We start from the raw sequence: 20,332 nt of genomic DNA on the forward strand, positions 1-20,332 counted from the left end.
GGGTGGAAGACTGGATTCTCAAGGTCACGGCGGTGGCGATCCCCGCCATCCTGGCGATCACGCTGCACGAGGCGGCGCACGGCTGGATGGCGCAGAAGCTGGGCGACGACACCGCCGCCCGCCTCGGCCGCGTCACCTTCAACCCGTTGCGCCACATCGACCCGTTCGGCACGGTGATCCTGCCGGCGGTGATGTACTTCACCACCGGCTTCGTCTTCGGCTGGGCCAAACCGGTGCCGGTGGACTTCACCCGCCTCAACCACCCCAGGCGCGACATGGTGTGGGTGGCGCTGGCCGGGCCGGGGACCAACTTCCTGCTGGCCCTGGCCTCGGCGTGGGGGCTGGCGCGCTTCGGCGACGTGCAGGGCATGTTCGGGGCGTGGCTGGCGGCGACGCTGACGGTGTCGGTGCTCGCCAACGTCATCCTGATGATCTTCAACATGATCCCGCTGCCGCCGCTGGACGGCGGCCGGGTGGCGGTGGGCGTGCTGCCCGACGCGCTGGCGTTCCCGCTGGCGCGGCTGGAGCGCTACGGCATCCTGATCCTGGTCTTCGCGCTGTTCCTGCTGCCCTTCGTCGGGCGCGAGCTGGGCGTGAACCTGGACGTCTTCTCGTGGATCATGCAGCCGGCCATCGGCTGGGCGATCAACGTCCTCGAATTCCTCACCGGCCCATTATGAGCGACGACGGCTTCGCCGAAGACCAGCCGACCCCGGCCGAACAGCTGGTGGTGGCGCTCGATGGTTTCGAGGGGCCAATCGACATGCTGCTGGCGCTGGCGCGCGACCAGAAGGTCGACCTGACGAAGATCTCGATCCTCGCGCTCGCCGACCAGTACCTCGCCTTCGTCGCCGAGGCGCGCAAGCTGCGGCTGGAGCTGGCGGCGGACTACCTCGTGATGGCGGCGTGGCTGGCCTACCTGAAGTCCCGCCTGCTGATCCCCGAGCAGCCGGAGGACGAGCCGTCCGGCGAGGACATGGCCGCCGCGCTGGCGTTCCAGCTGCAGCGGCTGGAGGCGATGAAGGGGGTGGCGGCGACGCTGATGGCGCGTCCGCGCCTGGGCATCGACGTGTTCGCCCGCGGCGCGCCGGAGGACCTGGACATCCAGCGCAAGTCGGTGTTCCAGGTGACGCTGTACGACCTGCTGAAGGCCTACGGCGACCACAAGCGGCGCAAGGACGCCTCGGTGCTGCACATGGAGCCGCTGCGGCTCTACTCCATCGAGGACGCGGTGAAGCGGCTGGCCGAGATGATGGGGCGGATCCCGGACTGGACGACGCTGCAGAGCTTCCTGCCGCGCGAGCCGGCGGGGTCGCTGATGGGCCGCTCGGCGCTGGCCGCGCATTTCGCGGCGACGCTGGAGCTGGCCAAGGCGGGGCAGGTGGAGCTGCGCCAGGACGGCGCCTTCGGCCCGATCTGGGTCCGCCGCGCGCGGCCGGTTGAGGAGTGAGGGTGTGGTGATCGAAATGGTCAAGGACCCCGAGCGGGTCGAGGCGAAGATCCAGAAGCTGCGGCTGCTCGAGGCGCTGCTGTTCGCCTCCGCCGAGCCGCTGGACGAGGAGGTGCTGGGCGGCCGCCTGGGGCCGGACGCGGACGTGCGCGCCCTGCTGGAGGAACTGCGCACGCACTATGCGCCGCGCGGCGTGAACCTCGTGCGCACCGGGGCGGGATGGGCCTTCCGCACCGCGCCGGACCTGGCGCCGCTGCTGCGGCTGGAGCAGGAGGTGTCCAAGAAGCTCTCCCGCGCCGCCATCGAGACGCTGGCCATCGTCGCCTACCACCAGCCGGTCACCCGCGGCGAGATCGAGCAGATCCGCGGCGTCGCCACCAGCAAGGGCACGCTGGACATCCTGATGGAGCACGGCTGGATCCGCCCGGGCCGCCGCCGCGAGACCGCCGGCCGGCCGCTGACCTGGATCACCACCGACCATTTCCTCGACCATTTCGGGCTGGAGACGCTGCGCGACCTGCCGGGCGTGGACGACCTGCGCGCCGCCGGCCTGCTCGACTCGCGGCCGGTGCTGTACGGCGTCTCGGCGGGGGTGGGCGACGCGCTGCCGTCGCCGGACGAGGCCGACGAAGAATAGGGGGAGACCCCCTCGTATCCTCGTCCGAAATGCCTACCTGAATCGGTGAATCGCCCGGTCCGCCCGTCGTTGCGGCCCGGGAACGTTTCTGCCATAGTGCCGCCCCTGACAGGGGGCAAACGCTCGGGAACTGGAGACCATGGGATTTACCAGCATCTGGCACTGGATCATCGTTCTGCTGATCGTGGTGCTTCTCTTCGGCGCCGGCAAACTGCCGAAGGTGATGGGCGACCTGGCCAAGGGCATCAAGAACTTCAAGGCCGGGCTGAAGGACGACAGCGACGATGAGGCGCCGGCGCAGCCCGCCGCCACTGTGACGCCGCTGCCGAATCAGGCCGCCGCGCCGGTCGTTCCGCCTGCTCCGGCGGCCGCTCCGGGCACCGACCCCGGCCTGAAGAAGGACGAGACGGCCCGCACCTGAGCGGCGCCGTCGTCGCCCGCACACGCCGGCTGAGAGGTTCGAGGACGCATGTTCGACATCGGCTGGTCCGAGCTTATGGTCATCGCGCTGGTGGCCCTGGTGGTCATCGGCCCGAAGGACCTGCCGCAGGCGATCTACGCCGTCGGCAAGTGGGTGCGGAAGGCGCGCTTGGTGGCGCGCGACTTCCAGGGCCACTTGGACGACATGATGCGCGAGGCGGAGCTGGACGACCTGCGCAAGCAGGCGCTGAAGGCCCGCGACCTCAACATCAAGGCGATGGTGGAGAATCAGATCGACCCCAAGGGCGATCTGAAGGCCGCCTTCGACCTGCCGCCGGAGATGACCGGCGCCGCCGGACACCCCGGCAGCCCGCCGGAGGACGCGCCGCCGCTGCCGCCCGCCGACCCGCTGGCTGAAGCCGCGGCCGCCGCGCCGACGCCGGCTGAGGCGGCGCCCGCCGAGGCGCCCAAGGCCGCCGCCGACTCCGCCGTGGTCCCGCAACCCACGACCGACACCAAGACGACATGACCGGGATGACCACCGAACCCGAGCAAGACGAGGTCGAAGACAGCAAGATGCCGCTGATCGATCATTTGATCGAGCTGCGCAACCGGCTGATGTATTCGATCGTGGCGCTGCTGGTGGCCTTCCTGCTGTGCTACCTCGTGTCGGACAAGATATACAATTTCCTGGTGCAGCCGCTCGCCGACATCCTGGCGGGGCAGGGGCGCCGGATGATCTACACCGGCCTGACCGAGGCGTTCTTCACCTACGTGAAGGTGGCGTTCTGGGCCGGTTGCTTCCTCGCCTTCCCGATCGTCGCCAGCCAGGTCTGGATGTTCGTGGCGCCCGGCCTCTACAAGCACGAGCGCAAGGCCTTCCTGCCCTTCCTAGCGGCGACGCCGGTGCTGTTCTTCCTCGGCGGGGCGCTGGTCTACTACTTCGTGTTCCCGATGGCCTGGAAGTTCTTCCTGGGCTTCGAGTTCCACCCCGGCGGCGACACCGGCCAGCTGCCCATCGAGTTCGAGGCCCGCGTCGGCGAGTACCTGCATCTGGTGATGGCGCTGATCTTCGCCTTCGGCGTGGCGTTCCAGCTGCCGGTGGTGCTGACGCTGCTGGTGCGCGCCGGCCTGCTGACGGTGGAGACGCTGACCTCCAAGCGCCGCTACGCGATCGTCTTCGTGTTCATCGTCGCCGCAGTGCTGACGCCGCCGGACGTGATCAGCCAGGTGAGCCTCGCCATCCCGATGCTGTTCCTCTACGAGGTCTCCATCTGGATCGGCCGTGCCATCGAGAAGAAGCGCGCCGAACGCGAAGCCACCGACGAGGCGGAGACGGCGGCGGAGTAAAGGGCTGATCCCCTCCCGCCGGAGGCCGGGGGAGGGAGCAGGGCAGCCCCTGAAACCGCCCCCGAAACCGTCCTACGCCGCCGTTGCCTTGTGGTCGTGCTGCTGCCGCACGCGGGCGTAGGCCTCGGCCAGGGCCGTCGCTTCCGACGACACCGCCTGCGCGTCCTGCCGCCGCGCCGCCTCGACGATGCGGGTGGCGGCGTCCGCGACCTCGGCGAAGCCGACGCTGCCGGCCGCGCCCTTCAGGGTGTGCGCCTCGCGCTCGGCCGCTTCCAGGTCGGAGGCGCGGCAGGCGTCGCGCAGGCGGCTGAGATTCTCCGGCGAGTCGCGGAAGAAGGTCTCCAGCAGCGCGTGGAAGCCGGAATCGCCCATGGCCTCGCGCAGTTCCGCCAGCTTGACCGCGTCGGCCTCACGCGCGACGGGCTGCGGTGGCGCGGCCACCGGCGTGGGCGCCGCCACGGCGTAGGGCACGCCGCCGGAACGCCCGGCCCAGCGCGATACGGTGGCGAGCAGGCGTTGCGCGTCCACCGGCTTGGCGAGGTAGTCGTCCATGCCCGCGGCGTAGCACAGCGCGTCGTCGCCCCGCATGGCGTTGGCGGTCATGGCGACGATGGGGATGCGCGCGGCCGGGCCGGGCAGGTTGCGGATCGTGCGCGTCGCCTCCAGCCCGTCCATCTCCGGCATCTGCACGTCCATCAGCACCATGTCGTAGGGGATGGCGCGCACCGCCGCCACCGCCTCGGTGCCGCTGGCCACCGCCTCGGCCACATGGCCGGCGCGGCGCAGCAGGGCGAGGGCGAGCTGCTGGTTCACCGGGTTGTCCTCGGCCACCAGGATGCGGCAACGCCTGCCCTCGGCCGGCGCCGCGGCCGCCGCGGCCGGGGCGGGGGGCGCTTCGGCTTGGCCGGGCTCGGCGTCGAGCAGCTGGGCGAGGCAGGCCCTCAGCGCGTCCAGGCGCACCGGCTTGGGGAGCAGCGCGTCGATGGCGCCGGGCGCCGGCGGCTGGCCGGGCTGCGAGGAGGCGAGCGCCAGCCGCATCCGGATCAGCGCCGGGGTGGCGCGGATCCGCTCGGCCAGTTCGGGGCCGGTGACGCGCGGCATGCGGTGGTCGAGGATGGCGGCGTCGAAGGCACGGCCATCCGCCTCGGCTGCGGTCAGCGCGGCCATGGCGGTGTCGGCGTCCTCGGCGGACTCGGCGACGATGCCGAAGGCGGCGAGCTGGCGCGCCAGCACGTCGCGGTTCACCGCCATGTCGTCCACCACCATCATCCGCCGGCCGGACCAGCGCAGCGCGGGGTCGGCCGGCACCGCGGTGCGCTCCAGCGGCACGGTGAACCGGAAGACGCTGCCGCGGCCGGGCGCGGTGTCGACGCCGATGGAGCCGCCCATCAGCTCGGTCAGGCGCTTGCAGATCGCCAGCCCCAGGCCGGTGCCGCCGTGACGGCGGGCCGGGCTGGCGTCCACCTGGGAGAACATGGAGAACAGCCGCTCGCGGTTCGCCTCGGCGATGCCGATGCCGGTGTCGCGCACCTCGAAGCGGATCTGCACCCGGTTGTCCAGGGTGGACTCCTCGAACAGCAGGATGGAGATGCTGCCGCGGTCGGTGAACTTGACCGCGTTGCCGGCGAGGTTGAGCAGGATCTGCCGCAGCCGCCCAGCGTCGCCGCGCAGCGTGCCGCGCAGAGACGGCGGCACGAAGCTGACCAGCTCCACCCCCTTGGCCACGGTGCGCGGGGCGAGGATGTCGACCACGCTCTCGACCAGCGGCACAAGTTCGAACTCTCCCATCTCCAGCGCCAGCTTGCCGGCGTCGATCTTCGAGAAGTCGAGGATGTCGTTGAGGATGGACAACAGCGATTCGGCGGAATCGCGGATCGTCCCCGCGTAGGAACGCTGCTCCTCGCTCATCGGGGTGTCGAGCAGCAGGCCGGCCATGCCGATCACGCCGTTCATCGGCGTGCGGATCTCATGGCTCATGGTGGCCAGGAATTCCATCTTGATGCGCTGGCCGGCCTCGGCGCGCTCCTTGGCCTCGCGCAGGTCGCTCTCGGCGTGCTTGCGCTCGGTCAGGTCGCGGAGGATGGCGGCGAACAGCGGGCCGTCGTGCGTGCGCACCTCGGCAATCGAGATGTCCAACGGGAACGCCTCGCCGGTGCGGCGCATCGCGGTCACCTCCCGGTTGAAGCCGGTGGGCGGGCGCGGGCCGGGGCCGGTCACCCCGGCCATGCCGCGGCGGTGCGCCTCGCGGTCCTCGGGCGCCATCAGCTCGGTGACGTTGCGGCCGACCAGCTCACCCGGCGGGAAGTTGAAGATGCGGTGGGCGGCGTTGTTGGCGCTCTCGATCCGGCCGTCGGCGCGCGCGGTCAGAATGCCCTCGACCGCCGTCTCCAGGATCGCCTTCAGGCGCGCGTTGCCCTCCTCCAGCGCCACGCCCTGCCGGCGCAGCAGGCCGAGGCTGCGCATCAGCAGCACGGTGAACAGCGCGATCAGCACGATGAACGCACCGGCGATCAGCGCGCTGTCGCGCACGCTGGCGCGCCACGCGGCCAGTTCGTCCTGTTCGTCGTGGGTGACCACCAGCACCAGCGGCCAGACCGGCACGGTGCGGTAGGACACCATGCGGCGCCGGCCATCCACCGTCTCGGTGAACACGCCGTTCTCGGCTTGGCGCAGATGGGTGTGGAAGGGCGAGGATGCGGCGTCCGAGCGGCCGACGCCCACCGGGTCCAGGGGCAACCCGGCCAGCCGCACGCCGTCGAAGCGGTACAGCGTCACCGAACCGCTCTGGCCGATCTCCACGGTCTGGAAGATGCCGTGCAGGTAGTCCGGGTTGACCGCGGCGACCACGACGCCGAGCAGCTTGCCATGCGTCCCGCGCACCGGCAGGCTCATCGGCAGCAGCCAGTCGGCGGAGTTCGCGTCGTGCGGCGGGATCAGCGTCCGGCCGCGCACCGGCATGCCGATGAACAGGTCCTTCTCGGTGCCGCTCAGGGGGGCCGCGATGAAGTCGCGGTCGCGCAGCGAGGCGACGACGTTGTGGTTCTCCTCGGTGCTGGCGACCACGTGGCCGCTGGTGTCGACCAGCGTCAGCGAGCGCAGGTGCGGCGAGCGGCGCACGCGCTCCTGCAGCAGCGCCGTCACGTCGGTGCGCGCGTCCAGACTGTCGGGCATGCCATTGTAGCCGACCGCGTCGGCGACCGAGACCAGGGTGACGTCCACCGCCTGCACGGTCCGCGTGGTGCCCGCCTCCAGCGCGCTGGTGAGGTTGGCGAGCGTCTTCGCGCCCTTCTCGAGCGTCAGCGAGCGGCCCGCGTAGAACTGGTAGCCGAGATCGAACAGGATCGCGGCCACGGCGATCAGAGCGAAGGCGACCAGACCGCCCCGGTTCAGGAAGAAGCCCTGCTTGGGCATGCGCGACAGACTCCCGGCGCGGGACGGCGGCTGCGGCTTATCCGGGAGCCTCCTCACGGCCTCAAGCCGGATACTAGGCATATATCGGATTACCTGCAAGCGAGGGCTGTACAGCCGCCCCGCGGCACAAAATACTAAGACACCTCAGTAATCTAGCTCCGGAGGCTCAGATCTCCACCTGGGTGCCCAGCTCCACCACGCGGCCGGGCGGGATGCAGAAGAACTCGGTCGCCGACAGGGCGGTCTTCGACATCAGGATGAACAGCGGCTCGCGCCAGGTCGGCAGGCCGGTGCGCCGCGACGGGATCAGCGTCTCGCGGCCGAGGAAGAACGAGGTGTCCATCATGTCGGTGTGCAGGCCGTAGCGGCGGCAACGCTCCAGCGCCTGCGGCACGTGCGGCTGCTCCATGTAGCCGTAGTGCAGGATCACCCGGAAGAAGCCCTTGCCCAGCTTCTCGACGTGGATGGCGCGGTCCTCGTACACCCAGGGCACGTCGTCGACGATGACCGTCAGGATGATGACGCGCTCGTGCAGCACCTTGTTGTGCTTGATGTTGTGCAGCAGGACGTGCGGCACGACGTCGGGGTTGCCGGTCATGAACACCGCGGTGCCGGCGACGCGCATCGGCGATTCCGGCCGGATGCGCTCCAGGAACATCTCCATGGGCAGGGAGTCCTGGTACAGCCGCTCGGCCAGGATGGTGCGACCCTTACGCCAGGTGGTCATGATGAGGAACACCACGACGGCGACGACCAGCGGGAACCAGCCGCCCTGCGGCACCTTCAGCAGTGTCGAGCCGAACAGCGCCAGGTCGATGACCAGGAACGCGGAGAGCGCCGGTATCAGCAGCCACGGGTTCCAGTGCCACAGCCGGCGGGCCACGAAGGCGATGAGGATGGCGTCGATCACCATGGCGCCGGTCACCGACACGCCGTAGGCGGCGGCAAGGTTGCTGGACGACTGGAAGGCCAGCACCAGGAACATCACGCCGACCAGCAGCAGCCAGTTGTTGCGCGGGATGTAGACCTGCCCGATCTCGTGCACCGAGGTGTGGCGGATCTCCCGCCGCGGCAGGTAGCCGAGCTGCACCGCCTGCCGGGTCAGCGAGAAGGCGCCGGAGATCACCGCCTGGCTGGCGATCACCGTCGCCATGGTGGCCAGGATCACCAGCGGGTAGAGCAGCCAGTCCGGCGCCAGATGGTAGAAGGGGCTCTCGCGCGCCTCGGGCTCGTGCAGCAGCAGGGCGCCCTGGCCGTAGTAGTTCAGCACCAGCGCCGGCAGCACGAAGTACAGCCACACCAGCCGGATCGGCCGGCGGCCGAAATGGCCCATGTCGGCGTACAGCGCCTCGGCGCCGGTGACTGCCAGCACCACGGCGCCCAGGCCGACGAAGGTCGCCAGGGGGTGGGCGATCCACAGCAGGATGGCGTATTCGGGATCGAGCGCGCGCAGCACGTCCGGCCAGCGCACGATCTGCACGATTCCCAATCCCGCCAGCGTGGCGAACCACAGCAGCATGATCGGCCCGAACAGGATGCCGACCTTGCCGGTGCCCTGGCGCTGGAAGACGAACAGCACCGCCAGCACCAGCAGCGTGATCGGCACCACGTAGGGCTCGAACACCGGGGTGGCGACCTTCAGGCCTTCCACGGCGCTCAGCACCGAGATGGCCGGGGTGATCAGGCTGTCGCCGAAGAACAGCGCCATGCCCAGGATCGCCAGGCCGATCACCGCGCGCTGCCCGCGCGGGCTGGCCAGCCCGCGCTGCGCCAGGGTGCCCAGCGCCAGCACGCCACCCTCGCCCTTGTTGTCGGCGCGCATGACGACCATGACGTACTTCACGGTGACGACGATCATCAGCGTCCAGGTCACCAGCGACAGCACGCCCAGCACCGTCGTCTCGTTGAGCGGCAGGTGCGCCTCGGCGAACACCTCGCGCATGGTGTAGAGCGGGCTGGTGCCGATGTCGCCGTACACCACGCCCAGCGCGCCGAGCATCAGCGCGGGCAGGCGGTTGCTGACCGTGTGGCTGGCCTCGCCCTGCGATGCCGGGTTGGCGGGCGTCTTGCCGGAGGTCTGCGCGGTTTCCATGCGGCCGTCTCGTTCCCCTTTGGCGCGCCGTTGGACCGGCGGTGGCGCCGAAGGGGCGCCTTGTCTTCGCAGTTACAACGCGTCGACAGTTACAACATTCGACGGACCGCCACCACAGACAAGCGGGCGAACCGCCGGCGCGCACCGGACGGTGCGGCGAGCGGCCCGTTCAAAATGAGAACGGAATGCGAACTTAACGCTTGATGTTCGCATTCCGTTCTGGCAGTCTCCCTTCAACGGACACGGTTCACCGAAGGCAGAGGGAGAGTCCCATGACGATGCTGCGGTTCCTGCGCGAGATGTTCACCCTGGTCGCGTTCCTGGGCACGTTGTACGCCTGGACCATCCTCGGCCACGCCGTTCTGCTCTGACCCTTCGCCGGAAGGGGTAGCGGCCTTCGCGTCCGCACCCGGTCGGGGTGCGCCTTGGAAACCGACCGGTCCCGCATCGGTATAGTATCCGAAATCCCAAGCCGTTCAGCGGCTTACCAATCCCCAAATGCTGTTTGCAGTCATACCCCGCGCTCGCCCCTCGGCACGCGGCGGGGGGATTGTCGGCAGAGACGGTCAGGATTCGGGAGCGATGCGGAACTTCTTTCGAAAGCGGCGCGCCGCCGGGGCGGACGAAGACTTCACCAGCAGCGGCCCCATGGCGGGTGGTTCGGGCGGTTCGGGCGGCGGGATCACCGGTCAGCCGCTCACCGGCCAACCCTTTGCCGGCCCGGCCGAGCGGCCCCCGGTCGCCATGGGCGGCCCGCCGCGGCTGCGCACCGTCCCAGGCACGGCGGATGCTCTGCGGCCCGGCACGGCCCCGGCGTCACGCGACCCGGCGGGCGACGAGGTGGAACTGCCGCGCTTCACCATGCCGGTGAACGCCGGCCTGCGCGGGCCGCGCGGCACGGCGCCGGCCCTGCTCACCGGCATGACGCCGGAGATGAACGGCCGCCTGCGCGAGGCGTTCACCCCGACGCGGCCGAAGCAGGCGTTGAACGGGCTGTTCATCGGCCGCACCGCGGCGCTGAAGCGCATCATCTCCGCAGTGGAGGAGGAGCGGGCGCACGTCATCCTGTTCGGCGACCGCGGCCGCGGCAAGACCTCGGTGGCCAACGCCATCGAGCAGATCGCCACGCAGGCCGGCTATCTGGCGCTGAAGCTGACCTGCAGCGCCGAACTGAGCTTCGAGGACAGCTTCCGCCACCTGCTGCGGCGGATCCCGTCCACCTACTACCGCTCCGGGATGGACAACCCGTTCGCGGCGCGGCGCACCTTCACCAGCTTCAACGAGCTGCTGCCCGAGGGCACCTTCAGCGTCACCGAGCTGAACGAGGTGCTGGCCGGCATCTACGGCACCCACGCGCTGCTGATCCTCGACGAGTACGACCGCATCACCGACGAGGATTTCCGCAACAAGCTGGCGGAGATGCTGAAGAACCTCACCGACAGCTCGATCGCGGTGACGCTGCTGATCGTCGGCGTGGCGGAGAATCTCGACCAGCTGCTCGGCAAGCATCCGTCGATCCAGCGCTCGCTGGTGCCGGTGCACCTGCCGCTGATGACCGACAAGGAGATCGAGCGGCTGATCAGTGCCGGCGCCGAGAACGCCGGCATCGCCTTCGCGCCGGACGTGGTGCGGCGGATCGGCGATTTCGTGCGCGGCCTGCCGTACTACGCCCAGCTGCTCGGTCTGCACGCGGCGCGCAGCGCGGTCAGCCGCGGCTCGACCACGGTGGAGCGCAGCGACCTCGGCTACGCGATCAGCCGCTGTCTGCAGGAGGCCGAGCGCGGCATCGTCGACTCGTACAACCGGATGCTGGCCGGCGCCCGCCGGGCCGAACTGGAGGACGTGCTGCACGCCGCCGCGCTGTGCCCGGCCGACGAGTACGGCGTCTTCGACCCGTCGGAGCTGACGGCGGCCGACGGTCAGCCGGCGTTCAGCGACCTCGACGACCTGCTGACCCGCCTGACGGCGGTCGACCACGGCGCGGTGCTGGCGCCAGTGCCCGAGCCGGGACGTTTCCGCTACCGCTTCCGCAACCAGATGATGCGGCAGTACGTGCTGATGCGCCTCGCCCACGAGCGCGGCACGATCTGACCCGACAGTCTCGAAAGGCAATTCGAAAGCCCTCCCCGGTCCGGCCGGGGAGGGCTTTCGTACGTGAACTTCTCGTGCGTCAACGGCCCATCCACACCGCCGCCGCAACCACCGCGGCGATGATGGCGACGACGCCAGCCAGGATCGCGAGGCTCCACAGGAACTGGCGCAGCTCGCCTTGCTTCCAGGCGCTGCGCGCCAGCAGCAGCAGGTAGGCCAGCGCCATCACGCCGGCGACGTTCCAGACTGACACGCGGGGCTCCAGAGGGCAGGGGGGCGATCTATAGCATCCCGCCGCCAACGTCCGCATACGACTATTGTGATAGGCGGGCGTGTGCGGCCGGGGGCGCCCGTTGCTAGCCTCCTGGCGTGTCATGCTACCCGGCTGAGCATCATCGTTCAGGGCGAAGCACCCCTATTGCAACCGCAATGCGCAAGGGCGGTGCCGGATTTCTGACCGATCTCTTTAAACAAGACGAATTGGTGTTAGACTAACCCGATATCGAACACTCAAAAGAAGCCGCCTAATTCTTTAAAAGGCCGCAGATCACACCAAATTCGAAAGATGCTTTGCGCATATACCCAATGCGTTCTTCTGTTAATACCTCAGAGTGGTATCGTCGTTCACGACACAGGGGTATCTTCATCCAAAATATCGGCACGAAGATGCCATCGGTATGGCGCGGTTGGGAGACCTGCGCGGAGCGGACTCCGAGAAGATTACCAACGGAACCTTGCGCATCCATCCGAATATCGCGGGAGCTGACAATGGAACCAGTGCGAGCCTTTTTGATCGACTCCAACAAGTTGTTCCGGGAGGGGCTCAAGCGCCTGCTGGATGATTCACCCTTCCAGATCGTCGCCGAAGCCGGCAACCTGCGCGAGGCGGTTTCCACCGTCGAGTCCGGCCTGCGCCCGCAACTCGTCCTGCTCGACCTGGTGAACGGTGGCGACGAGGAGGCCGAGGGCATGCGCCGCCTGCGCGCCAACCTGCCGGACGCCCGCATGGTCATCCTCACCAGCGATCTGTGCACCCGCCGCCTCGCCAACGCGCTGGAGGCCGGCGCCGACGGCTACCTGATGAAGGACCTGTCATCGGACGCACTGGCGCAGTCGCTGCGTTTGGTGATGATGGGCGAGAAGGTGTTCCCGACCCACCTCGCCGCGCTGCTGATCAGCGGCCGGGTGAACGGCAACGGCACCGAGATGCCGGTGTCGCGCAAGGGCCTGTCGCAGCGCGAGGTGCAGATCCTGCGCTGCCTGCTGAACGGCGATTCGAACAAGATGATCGCCAACCACCTGAACATCACCGAAGCGACGGTGAAGGTCCACCTCAAGAGCCTGCTGCGCAAGATCAACGCCTCCAACCGCACGCAGGCGGCGATCTGGGCGCTCAACAACGGCATCGGCGGCGAACTGGCCGGTGCGGTTCCTGCCGGCGTCACGGCCGCGCACCAATAGGAACAGGTCCATACGGCGCGGTCGCCGCAGCGCTGCTGCGGCGACGGCCGGACCGGAGGAAGATCCCGGAAGACAGATCAGAAGACAGATCAGCCGCGTTGTTACGCCGAGCGGCTGAGCGGCTGATGCTGCTGCGCCATGCGCCCGTCGCGGGCCTGCTGCAGGGCGCTCTGCTGGCGGGCGGCGAAGACGCCGGCCTCCGTGCGGTTGCGGAAATGCAGCTTGGACAGCACGCTGCGCACCATCGACTTGATCACCGCCTCGGACAGGTCGAGCTGGTTGGCGATGGTGCGGTTGTTGAGCCCCTGGCCGAGCAGGCGCAACGTCTCGAACTCCGGCTCGGACAGGCGGGGCAGCAGGGTCAGGCGGATCTCATCGACGCCGAGGCGCGACAGGAACTGCTTGGGCATCAGGCAGTGGCCTTCCAGCCCCAGGTCCAGCAGTTCGTTGATGCGGTCGACGTTGATGTCCTCGAACACCCAGGCGTCGGCGAAGGCGAGGATGTGCGCGGCGTCGAGCAGTTCGCGCGACGACAGCACCACGACGATGCGCGAGCGCCGCGACAGGCGCAGGTACACCATTGGCTCGTTCTCGCGCAGCGCGGTGAACTGCTGCAGCCCGATCAGGATCGCGTCGGGCGTCAGCGTGCTCTGCGTCAGTTCGCTGAGGTCGTGAAAGACGGTCAGGCGGTGGCGTCCGGCCTTCTCCAGCGCCTGAACCACCGTGTCGGTCAGGCTGGTGTTGTCGAGGATCAGGCAGACGTGCATAGGGCTCACCGCGTTCCGGGTCGTTGTCGGCGATGCTCTCTCGGGCGCGTACTCGTGGGGCGTGTGCATGGGTCAGCTCTGGCTCTTTTTCTGAGGGCGTACACGGCCGGCCCGTTTCCGGGTTCCGTTGCTTGGCGGGTCACCTTCCGCGTCGGGGGTAGCAAAATCGCCTGAGGGGTCCATAATTTTTCGGAAAAGCCTGCATAAATTCTGGAAAGAAACTTGACACTGTCTTATTGATCTTATAAATTATGCTCACCCCCGTAAATCAAACGATAGTCCATCATTCAAGTTCGTCAAGCCAAGCTGTTTGGCGACGGGGCACCTCCTCGTGATAACACTTCCGTGTCGCGCGGGCGCAAAAGTGTCCGGCACGCGACGCGTCGGGAGAAGCGTTGCTCCCTACGGCGGTACAGGCCGATGCTGGGCGACCGGGCACCCTGATCTTCAAAAGCCGGGCTTGTCTTTCGAACAGAAAGGCCTCGTGTGCGGCTCCGGAAGAACAGCAAGCAGAAGATTTGCTCTTGTTCACGTCCTCAAGGCGTGCCATGGATCCGGCGCGCAAGGTGTATGACGTTTCTCAGGTCATAGACTGTACGGATGGGTTAGGCCGTGTACGCGTGCTTGACGCGATGCCGAAGGTCAACTTTATGTCCGCAAACGTTCTATGGCACTTGTGGATATGTTTACACACCATCGATTGTGGTACCTGTCTTCGTGTGCCGCCGATGCCGTCGGGTGACGCACCTCCCCATAGGAGGGACGGCGACGGGAACGAAGACATCCGGCCGGGTGGCTGGGACCAGAGAAGGGTGGACGGGAAATGAAGATTCTGATCGGTGACGACCATCTGCTGTTCCGCGAAGGGTTGCGCCGCCTGTTGGAGCAGCTGCACGCCGACGCCACCTTCATCGAGGCGGGCACCTTCGGCGAGCTGATCGAGCACTGCCGCGGCGACGAGCAGTTCGACGTCGTGCTGATGGATCTGCATATGCCGGGCTGGCCCGGCTTCGAGGGCCTGCGCGAGGTGCACGACCTGCAGCCCGGCACGCCGGTGGTGGTCATCTCCGCCTCTGAGTCGCTGAGCGACATCCGCGGCGCGCTCGACGCCGGAGCCACCGGCTACATCCCGAAGTCGAGCAGCGTCAAGGTCATGATGGGCGCGCTCAACCTCGTGTTCTCCGGCGGCATCTACGTCCCGCCGGGCGCCATCACCTTCGGCGCCGATATCTCCCCGCGCCGCCGCCCCGCCGACACCGCGGCCGACCGCGGTGGCACCTACGGCCTGACGCAGCGTCAGCGCGAGGTGCTCGACTGCCTGCGCGCCGGCAAGTCGAACAAGCAGATCGCCTACGAGCTCGGCCTGTCCGAGGGCACGGTGAAGATCCATGTCACCGCGATCTTCAAGTCGCTGGGCGTCAAGAACCGCACCCAGGCGGTCATCGCCGCCGCGGCCATGGCGTCCTGATCGGTGCGGCACGGCACGCGAAGGGCACCGGGGCTCCATCACCCCGGTGCCCTTCGCGTGTCCTGTTCCGGTGCGGTAAGTAACGTGTCCCGTCTGTAATCAATCTCCGCTTCATCCTCGCAAGAAATCCCCCTACTCTCGCGGGTACAAAAAGGTCATGCGACATGCCGTCGTATGCGCTGGCGGAATGGGGGAAACATGAAAGCGAGAAATCTGGTTCTGGCTGCCACCGCTGCGGTGGCGATGGTCGCGGTCTCCGGCGTCGCTGCGGCGCAGAAGGTGCCGCAGGCCACCACCGTGTCGCTGGGCGGCGAGGCGCGCGTGAAGGCGCTGTACTCCTGGCCGAACACCTGCTCCGACGTCTCGGTGTGCGGCGCGGCCTCGGTCGAGGACACCGTCAGGCACTACCTGGAGCAGAGCCTGAAGCGCGACGGCTACACCGATTCGAAGGTCACGGTGCGGCGCGCCGGCGCCGGCTATCAGGCGACCTTCACCGGCTCGGCCCAGAAGACCTACCCGAAGGCGGTCACCGCGTTCCTGAACGCCGGCGACAAGGCGCTGGCCACCGCGCGCTCCATCGCCGCGTCGAAGACGCCGGAGGGTGCGAGCCAGTGGCCGTACACCTGGCGCTTCTTCCTGCCGGTCGGGCTGGCCATGGTGAACAACCCGACGGTCGAGCTGCTGCACTTCCCGCCGGACTACTCGCTGACCGACAAGCAGGACTACCTGAACTCGGCCACCACCGACCGCTGGGCGATGCTGCTGGCGCAGAACGGCATCCCGGCGGACAAGAGCCCGGCCTACCAGGCGATCATCGACATCAACCCGATCGCCGCCCCGGCCAGCGACGGCAGCAAGCTGGAAGGCGTCGAGGGCAAGTTCACCAGCTACATCACCGACATGCTGGGGCAGTGGACCCGCAACCCGGCGAACCCCCACTACGGCAAGCCGATGGTCGCCTTCGGCAGCCCGGTGCGGGCCTGGCTGAAGGCGCAGTACGGCCTGGAGCTGCAGGTCGATCAGGTCGGGCTGCTGTCGCTGCCGTCCGGCGCCGTTCCGGTGATCGCCGCCAACCACCCCAGCCAGATCTTCTACACCGCCTGGAACGACACCACGCCCAAGACCGAGAACTTCGAGAAGGGCATGCAGGTGATGACCCAGGACCTGATCGCCGCCTGCTGGCAGGCCCGCATGGGGCAGGCGCCGGCCTCCGACCCGCAGGCGACCGCCACCGCCTGCACGCAGCAGTGGGTGACCAACAACAAGCAGGTCTGCATGTTGCTGGAGACCACCATCTACAAGAAGACCGAGGAGCAGGCGCAGGCCATCTGCTCCGCCCTGCCGCCGGTCGCGCAGGGCCGTGACGGCGCCGCCCAGGCGGCGTCGCTGGCCGACTGACCGTCAAAAGCCCCTTCCGCACCCGCCGGAAGGGGCTTTTCGCCCGACCGACCTTGACCGGGTGTGGGCGCCTCTGCTATCCGGCCCTTTCAGACTCCGTTCCGGGCGCTCCGCCCGGAGCGTGGACCGGGATGCCCCAGCAGGACGCCGCCGAAGCCCCATGAGCGACATTTTCCAGGAAGTCGACGAGGATCTGCGCCGCGATCGCACGACGCAGTTCATGAAGCGCTACGGCGGAGTCCTCGGCACCGCGGCGGTGCTGCTGGTCGCCGCGACCGCCGGCTGGCAGGCGTGGCAAGGCTGGAAGAAGTCGCAGGCCGAGGCCGAGACCGGCCGTCTGGTCAGCGCGCTGTCGCAAGCCGCCGCCGGCCCGCAGAAGGGCATCGAGGCGCTGACCGCGTTCTCCGGCTCCGCCCCCGCCAACCTTGCCGTGCTGGCCCGCCTGAACGAGGCGGCGCTGCGCGTGGAGGAGGGCAAGACCGCCGACGCGGTGGCCCTGTACGATTCCATCGCCGGCAACGGCTCGTCCGACGCGATCTACCGCGATCTCGCGACGCTGCTGTCGGTGATGCACCAGATGGACGGCGGCGACGCGGCGAAGCTCCAGACCCGCCTGCAGCCGCTGACGGTGGACGCCAGCCCCTGGCGCTTCTCGGCGCGCGAACTGACGGCGCTGCTTGCCGCCCGCTCCGGCGACCGCGAGCGCGCCCGCACCCTGTTCCAGCAACTCGCGGACGATTCGCTGGCACCGTCGGGCGTGCGCTCGCGGGCAGCCGACCTCGCCGCCCTTTACGGCAAGAGCTGATGACCCGCATGATCCCCCGCGTGACCCCTCGCGTTCAGGGCCGCCGCGCCGCCCTGCTGTCCGCTTCCCTGTTCGCGCTCGCGCTCGCGGGCTGCGACACCGTCGGCGACTGGTTCTCCAAGACCCCGCCGCCGCCGCTGCCCGGCACGCGCGTCGCCGTCCTGGTCGGCGAAAGCAAGGTCGAGCCGGATCAGGCGCTCGCCGGCACTCCGGTGGCGCTGCCCGCGCCGCAGGCCAACGAGGCGTGGCCGCAGGCCGGCGGCAACCCCGACCACGTCATGGGCCACCCGGCGCTGTCGTCGTCGCCGGTCCAGGCGTGGACCGCCAGCGTCGGCAGCGGTTCGGGCGACTCCGAGCTGCTGCAGAGCCCGCCGGTGGTGGCGCAGGGCCGCGTCTACGCGATGGACGCCGAGGCGCACGTGACGGCGTTGGAGGCCTCCAGCGGCCGGCAGTTCTGGCGCACCGACCTGCGGCCGGAGAAGCGCCGCGGCGATTCGAGCGGCGGCGGCGTCGCCTTCGCCGACGGCCGGCTGTACGCGTCCACCGGCTACGCCGAGGTGATGGCGCTCGACCCCGCCAACGGCGCCATCCTCTGGCGCAAGAAGGTCGCCGGCCCGGTGCGCGGCGCCCCGACGGTGGCCGGCGGCACGGTGGTCGTGCTGACGCTCGACAACCAGGCCATCGCGCTCAGCGCCGCCGACGGCGCGACGAAGTGGAGCCACGCCGGCATCCTGGAGAACGCCGGCCTGCTCGGCTCCGCCAGCCCGGCGGCGAGCGGCACGCTGATGGTGGTGCCCTATTCCTCGGGCGAGCTGTTCGGCCTGCGCATCGAGAACGGCCGCGTCGCGTGGCAGGAGAGCCTGGCGGCGATCCGCCGCGGCGGCGCGCTGAGCGGGCTGGCCGACATCCGCGGCCTGCCGGTGATGGATCGCGGGCAGGTCTTCGCCATCGGCCATTCCGGCCGCATGGTGGCCCTGGACGAGCGCGTCGGCGCGCGCATGTGGGAAGCCACGGTCGGCGGCGTGCAGACGCCGTGGCTGGCCGGCGACTACCTGTTCGTGATCGACAACGACGCCGCCGTGGTGGCGCTGACCCGCAAGGCCGGCAAGGTCCGTTGGGTCAGCCAGTTGGAGAAGCGCAAGGACCCGAAGGACAACAAGTCGGCGCTGGTCGCCTGGGCCGGCCCGGTGCTGGCCGGCGGCAAGCTGTGGCTGACCGGCTCGCACGGCGTGCTGGTGGCGCTCGACCCCGCCGACGGGCGCGAGCTGAGCCGCAGCAAACTGCCGGGGGCGACCTACTTGCCGCCGGTGGTGGCCAACAACACCCTCTATGTGTTGAGCGACAACGGGACGCTCTCCGCGTACCGCTGATTCGCCGTTTAGGGATTGCCGGCCTCATGTCGTTCACCGTCGCCATCGTCGGCCGCCCGAACGTGGGCAAGTCGACGCTCTTCAACCGTCTGGCCGGCAAGAAGCTGGCGCTGGTCGACGACACGCCCGGCGTGACCCGCGACTGGCGCTCGGCCGACGGTCACGTCGGCGGGCTGTCCTTCACCATCGTCGACACCGCCGGCCTGGAGGACGTCACCGACGACAGCCTGGAGGCGCGCATGCGCCGCCAGACCGAGCAGGCGCTGGAGCGCGCCGACGTGGCGCTGTTCCTGATCGACGCGCGCTCGGGCGTGACGCCGCTCGACCGCCATTTCGCACGGCTGCTGCGCCGGTCGAAGACGCCGGTGATCCTGGTCGCCAACAAGGCCGAGGGCAAGGTCGGCATGCCCGGCCTGTTCGAGGCGTTCGAGCTGGGCCTGGGCGACCCCGTCCCGCTGTCGGCGGAGCACGGCGAGGGCATGGCCGATCTGGTCGAGGCGCTGCTGCCCTACGCTCCCAAGGACGAGGCGCCGGCGCCCCGCGGCCGCCGCGGCAAGGCGGTCAAGGAGCCCGAACCCGCCACGCTGGACGAGGTCGAGGGCATCGGCGATCAGCCGGAGCCCGAGGAGGAGAAGGCCAAGCCGATCCACGTCGCCATCGTCGGCCGCCCGAACGTCGGCAAGTCGACGCTGCTCAACGGCCTGATCGGCGAGGAGCGCGTGCTGACCGGCCCCGAGGCCGGCATGACCCGCGACGCCATCGCCGTGGACTGGACGTGGCGCGACCGCCCCTTCCGCCTTGTCGACACCGCCGGCATCCGCCGCCGCGCGCGGGTCGATGAGAAGGTCGAGAAGCTGGCGGTCGCCGACGCGCTGCGCGTCATCCGGCTGGCCCAGGTGGTGGTGCTGGTGGTCGATGCCGACCAGATCCTCGACAAGCAGGACCTGACCATCGCCCGCATGGTGATCGACGAGGGTCGCGCGCTGGTCCTGGCGGTCAACAAGTGGGACGCGGTGGAGAACCGCGCGCTGGCGCTCAAGGAGGTCGAGGACAAGCTGCAGGCCTCGCTGGCCCAGGCCAGGGGCATGCAGGTGGTCACCATTTCGGCGCTGAGGAAGCAGAAGCTCGACACGCTGCTCGACGCCGTGCTGGAGACCTACGAGGTCTGGAACCGCCGCGTGCCGACGGCGCAGCTCAACCGCTGGCTCTTCGGCGTGCTGGAGCACCACCCGCCGCCCCTGGTCGAGGGCCGCCGGCTGAAGATCCGCTACATGACGCAGGTGAAGGCGCGGCCGCCGACCTTCGCGCTGTTCGTCAACAAGCCGATGGACCTGCCGGAGAGCTACCAGCGCTATCTGGTCGCCGGTTTGCGCGACACCTTCGAGATGCCCGGCGTGCCGGTCCGCCTGGTGCTGCGCAAGCGGAAGAACCCGTTCGCCGAGAGCTGAAGGGTATTGCCCCCTGACCCTCCCCCGCCTCCGGCGGGGGAGGGAGGGACCCGCACAGCGGGAGGGTGGGGGCAGCGGCTCGCGCAAGAAGCAACGCCTGCCACCTCTGCCGTTGCCCCCACCTTCCCACGCCTTCGGCGCGGGACCCTTCCTCCCCCAGCGGG

17 protein-coding genes are annotated in these 20,332 nt (G+C 69.2%); 13 read left to right on the plus strand and 4 right to left on the minus strand.

Annotated features, from left to right (window positions below; genetic code table 11):
- The first annotated feature begins 2 nt into the window (after positions 1-2).
- The 6 genes from TSO221_RS13020 (at position 3) to tatC (ending at position 3,857) form a co-directional block, all read left to right on the plus strand.
- A complete protein-coding gene (locus TSO221_RS13020; protein ID WP_109118930.1) occupies positions 3-680 on the plus strand; it encodes a site-2 protease family protein in 678 nt (225 codons plus the stop codon).
- On the plus strand, positions 677-1,450 hold the full coding sequence (locus tag TSO221_RS13025) for a ScpA family protein (RefSeq protein ID WP_109118931.1): 774 nt from the start codon (positions 677-679) through the stop codon (positions 1,448-1,450). The genes TSO221_RS13020 and TSO221_RS13025 overlap by 4 nt, the downstream gene beginning before the upstream one ends.
- A gap of 16 nt (positions 1,451-1,466) precedes the next feature.
- Positions 1,467-2,087 carry an SMC-Scp complex subunit ScpB gene (gene scpB, locus TSO221_RS13030; protein WP_109118988.1) on the plus strand — a complete coding sequence of 207 codons (621 nt, stop codon included), beginning with the start codon at positions 1,467-1,469 and terminating at the stop codon, positions 2,085-2,087.
- 139 nt (positions 2,088-2,226) lie between these two features.
- On the plus strand, positions 2,227-2,508 hold the full coding sequence (locus tag TSO221_RS13035; protein WP_109118932.1) for a twin-arginine translocase TatA/TatE family subunit: 282 nt from the start codon (positions 2,227-2,229) through the stop codon (positions 2,506-2,508).
- 48 nt (positions 2,509-2,556) lie between these two features.
- A complete protein-coding gene (tatB, locus tag TSO221_RS13040; RefSeq protein ID WP_109118933.1) occupies positions 2,557-3,036 on the plus strand; it encodes a Sec-independent protein translocase protein TatB in 480 nt (159 codons plus the stop codon).
- Positions 3,037-3,041: 5 nt separating this feature from the next.
- Positions 3,042-3,857, plus strand: a complete 816-nt coding sequence (tatC, locus tag TSO221_RS13045) for a twin-arginine translocase subunit TatC (RefSeq protein ID WP_109118989.1) — start codon at positions 3,042-3,044, stop codon at positions 3,855-3,857.
- A 72-nt stretch (positions 3,858-3,929) separates the two neighbouring features.
- Here the strand turns inward: tatC and TSO221_RS13050 are convergent, their stop codons facing one another.
- Positions 3,930-7,268: a response regulator gene (locus tag TSO221_RS13050; RefSeq protein ID WP_158284078.1), complete on the minus strand. Its 3,339-nt coding sequence runs from the start codon at positions 7,266-7,268 to the stop codon at positions 3,930-3,932.
- 166 nt (positions 7,269-7,434) lie between these two features.
- Positions 7,435-9,360: a potassium transporter Kup gene (locus tag TSO221_RS13055; RefSeq protein ID WP_109118935.1), complete on the minus strand. Its 1,926-nt coding sequence runs from the start codon at positions 9,358-9,360 to the stop codon at positions 7,435-7,437.
- A gap of 582 nt (positions 9,361-9,942) precedes the next feature.
- Here TSO221_RS13055 and TSO221_RS13060 point away from each other — a divergent pair.
- The gene (locus TSO221_RS13060) at positions 9,943-11,451 is read left to right on the plus strand and encodes an ATP-binding protein (protein WP_247878030.1); all 1,509 of its coding nucleotides are present in this window, start codon (positions 9,943-9,945) and stop codon (positions 11,449-11,451) included.
- A 79-nt stretch (positions 11,452-11,530) separates the two neighbouring features.
- Here the strand turns inward: TSO221_RS13060 and TSO221_RS35395 are convergent, their stop codons facing one another.
- The gene (locus TSO221_RS35395) at positions 11,531-11,704 is read right to left on the minus strand and encodes a hypothetical protein (RefSeq protein ID WP_158284079.1); all 174 of its coding nucleotides are present in this window, start codon (positions 11,702-11,704) and stop codon (positions 11,531-11,533) included.
- Positions 11,705-12,219: 515 nt separating this feature from the next.
- Here TSO221_RS35395 and TSO221_RS13065 point away from each other — a divergent pair.
- Positions 12,220-12,912, plus strand: coding sequence for a response regulator transcription factor (locus TSO221_RS13065; RefSeq protein ID WP_109118936.1), 693 nt, complete (start codon positions 12,220-12,222; stop codon positions 12,910-12,912).
- Positions 12,913-13,013: 101 nt separating this feature from the next.
- Here TSO221_RS13065 and TSO221_RS13070 read toward each other — a convergent pair whose 3' ends face one another.
- Entirely contained in the window at positions 13,014-13,679 is a 666-nt protein-coding gene (locus TSO221_RS13070) for a LuxR C-terminal-related transcriptional regulator (protein ID WP_109118937.1), read from the minus strand.
- 823 nt (positions 13,680-14,502) lie between these two features.
- Here TSO221_RS13070 and TSO221_RS13075 point away from each other — a divergent pair.
- The 5 genes from TSO221_RS13075 to der all read left to right on the plus strand — a co-directional run bounded on the left by TSO221_RS13075 (position 14,503) and on the right by der (position 20,168).
- Positions 14,503-15,147: a response regulator transcription factor gene (locus tag TSO221_RS13075; RefSeq protein WP_109118938.1), complete on the plus strand. Its 645-nt coding sequence runs from the start codon at positions 14,503-14,505 to the stop codon at positions 15,145-15,147.
- A 198-nt stretch (positions 15,148-15,345) separates the two neighbouring features.
- Complete coding sequence (locus TSO221_RS13080) at positions 15,346-16,545, plus strand: hypothetical protein (RefSeq protein WP_109118939.1); 1,200 nt, start codon at positions 15,346-15,348, stop codon at positions 16,543-16,545.
- A 160-nt stretch (positions 16,546-16,705) separates the two neighbouring features.
- The gene (locus tag TSO221_RS13085) at positions 16,706-17,350 is read left to right on the plus strand and encodes a tetratricopeptide repeat protein (RefSeq protein WP_109118940.1); all 645 of its coding nucleotides are present in this window, start codon (positions 16,706-16,708) and stop codon (positions 17,348-17,350) included.
- Between the two features lie 20 nt (positions 17,351-17,370).
- Entirely contained in the window at positions 17,371-18,720 is a 1,350-nt protein-coding gene (locus TSO221_RS13090) for a PQQ-binding-like beta-propeller repeat protein (protein WP_247878031.1), read from the plus strand.
- Positions 18,721-18,746: 26 nt separating this feature from the next.
- A complete protein-coding gene (der, locus tag TSO221_RS13095; RefSeq protein WP_109118942.1) occupies positions 18,747-20,168 on the plus strand; it encodes a ribosome biogenesis GTPase Der in 1,422 nt (473 codons plus the stop codon).
- Positions 20,169-20,332: the final 164 nt, after the last annotated feature.

Origin of the sequence: Azospirillum sp. TSO22-1 (assembly GCF_003116015.1) — a bacterium.
In the GTDB taxonomy this organism is placed as follows: domain Bacteria; phylum Pseudomonadota; class Alphaproteobacteria; order Azospirillales; family Azospirillaceae; genus Azospirillum.

What these genes read in the sequence shown, in the direction of transcription:
- TSO221_RS13075 (WP_109118938.1), top strand. Translation starts at nt 14,503, where the DNA reads ATGAAGATTCTGATCGGTGACGACCATCTGCTGTTCCGCGAAGGGTTG.
- TSO221_RS13065 (WP_109118936.1), top strand. Translation starts at nt 12,220, where the DNA reads ATGGAACCAGTGCGAGCCTTTTTGATCGACTCCAACAAGTTGTTCCGG.
- TSO221_RS13025 (WP_109118931.1), top strand. Translation starts at nt 677, where the DNA reads ATGAGCGACGACGGCTTCGCCGAAGACCAGCCGACCCCGGCCGAACAG.
- TSO221_RS13070 (WP_109118937.1), bottom strand. Translation starts at nt 13,679, where the DNA reads ATGCACGTCTGCCTGATCCTCGACAACACCAGCCTGACCGACACGGTG.
- TSO221_RS13035 (WP_109118932.1), top strand. Translation starts at nt 2,227, where the DNA reads ATGGGATTTACCAGCATCTGGCACTGGATCATCGTTCTGCTGATCGTG.
- tatC (WP_109118989.1), top strand. Translation starts at nt 3,042, where the DNA reads ATGACCACCGAACCCGAGCAAGACGAGGTCGAAGACAGCAAGATGCCG.
- TSO221_RS13085 (WP_109118940.1), top strand. Translation starts at nt 16,706, where the DNA reads ATGAGCGACATTTTCCAGGAAGTCGACGAGGATCTGCGCCGCGATCGC.
- TSO221_RS13050 (WP_158284078.1), bottom strand. Translation starts at nt 7,268, where the DNA reads ATGCCCAAGCAGGGCTTCTTCCTGAACCGGGGCGGTCTGGTCGCCTTC.
- TSO221_RS13080 (WP_109118939.1), top strand. Translation starts at nt 15,346, where the DNA reads ATGAAAGCGAGAAATCTGGTTCTGGCTGCCACCGCTGCGGTGGCGATG.
- TSO221_RS13060 (WP_247878030.1), top strand. Translation starts at nt 9,943, where the DNA reads ATGCGGAACTTCTTTCGAAAGCGGCGCGCCGCCGGGGCGGACGAAGAC.
- scpB (WP_109118988.1), top strand. Translation starts at nt 1,467, where the DNA reads ATGGTCAAGGACCCCGAGCGGGTCGAGGCGAAGATCCAGAAGCTGCGG.
- tatB (WP_109118933.1), top strand. Translation starts at nt 2,557, where the DNA reads ATGTTCGACATCGGCTGGTCCGAGCTTATGGTCATCGCGCTGGTGGCC.
- der (WP_109118942.1), top strand. Translation starts at nt 18,747, where the DNA reads ATGTCGTTCACCGTCGCCATCGTCGGCCGCCCGAACGTGGGCAAGTCG.
- TSO221_RS13055 (WP_109118935.1), bottom strand. Translation starts at nt 9,360, where the DNA reads ATGGAAACCGCGCAGACCTCCGGCAAGACGCCCGCCAACCCGGCATCG.